At 66.9% G+C, this 1,480-nt stretch carries 1 protein-coding gene; it reads right to left on the bottom strand.

Translation table 11 applies throughout. The features are described from left to right. Nucleotides 1-1,480 (bottom strand): non-ribosomal peptide synthetase (locus tag E1294_RS51890; RefSeq protein WP_132520729.1); only part of this gene is annotated, 1,480 nt, incomplete at both ends.

Below are 1,480 nucleotides of genomic sequence, written 5' to 3' on the forward strand. Positions count from 1 at the left end.
ACCAGCGACACCGCCAGCAGCGAATGCCCACCCAACGCGAAGAAATCATCGAACCGACCGACCCGCTCCACCCCCAGCAGCTCCGCCCACACCCCGGCGATCGCCTGCTCGATCTCCCCCTCCGGCTCCTGATAACCCATCCGCGCATACGCGTCACCGTCCGGAGCGGGCAGCGCCTTGCGGTCGACCTTGCCGTTCGGGGTCAAGGGCAGGGTCTCAAGAGCCACGAACGCAGTCGGAACCATGTAACCCGGCAACTCGGCTGTCATATGCTCACGCAGACCGGCCGCGTCGACCTCACCGGCAGGCACGTAGTAGGCCACCAGACGGTCGTACTTGGCCACGACCACCGCCTGCACCACCAGCGGATGCCGGCCCAGCCACTGCTCGATCTCCCCCAGCTCGACCCGGAAGCCGCGAATCTTCACCTGGAAGTCATTACGTCCGGCGAACCCGATCGTCCCATCGGCGTTCCACCATCCCAGGTCTCCGGTCCGATACATCCGCCCGCAATTACCAGCGAACGGATCAGCCACGAACCGCGACCCGGTCAAAGCAGCTCGATCAAGATAACCGCGGGCGACACCGGCACCACCCACATAAATCTCACCGATCACACCCACCGGCACCGGACGCCCGGCCCGGTCCAGAATGTAGATCTTCGTGTTCGCGATCGGCCGGCCGATCGTCACCTCACCGGCGAAATCGCGCCGGATGACGGCGCTGGCGGAGTCGACCGTGGTCTCGGTCAGACCCCACTGGTTACGGATCTCTTCGACGTCCGAATCCGCGAAGACCCGCTCGATCAGATCCGCTCCCAGGGGTTCACCACCCACGTTCACCCGGCGTGTCGTCGCCGGCAGGGAATCCGCCACCGCCCGCAGCGCCGAAGGAGGCAGGTCGACGAACGAGACCTCGACCGGCGACTCTCGCAGCGCCAGGGCGTCACGGACGACGACCACGGTCCCGCCGACACTCAGTGGGAGGAACATCTGCGAAACCGACGGGTCGAAGCTCACCGAGGTGGCGAACAACGTTCTCGCCAGCGTCGCCTTGTCGAACACCTCCGCGCCCCAGGCGAGCAGGTTGACAACGCCCCCGTGCTCGACCACCACACCCTTGGGGCGGCCCGTCGAACCGGACGTGTAGATCACGTAAGCGGCATCGCCATTGCAGACGCCGGAAGGCGTCACCGGGACCGGCGAGGCCGCGAACACCCCGTCCAGGTCAAGGACGGGAACCGAGGTGGCGACACTGGTACCGAACGTCAGCACAGCAGCCGAAGCCGCGTCGCTGAGCATGTACTCGAGGCTCGCCGCCGGATAGGACGGGTCAAGTGGCAAGTAGGCTCCGCCGGCCTTGAGCACACCCAGCAGACCGGCCACAAGCTCGGCACTGCGTTCAGCACACACGGCCACCCGCGAACCCCGCACCACCCCGACCGCCCGCAGCCGCGCCGCCACCACATCGGCCGCGGCAT

Source organism: Nonomuraea diastatica, from assembly GCF_004349015.1.
Lineage (GTDB): Bacteria > Actinomycetota > Actinomycetes > Streptosporangiales > Streptosporangiaceae > Nonomuraea > Nonomuraea diastatica.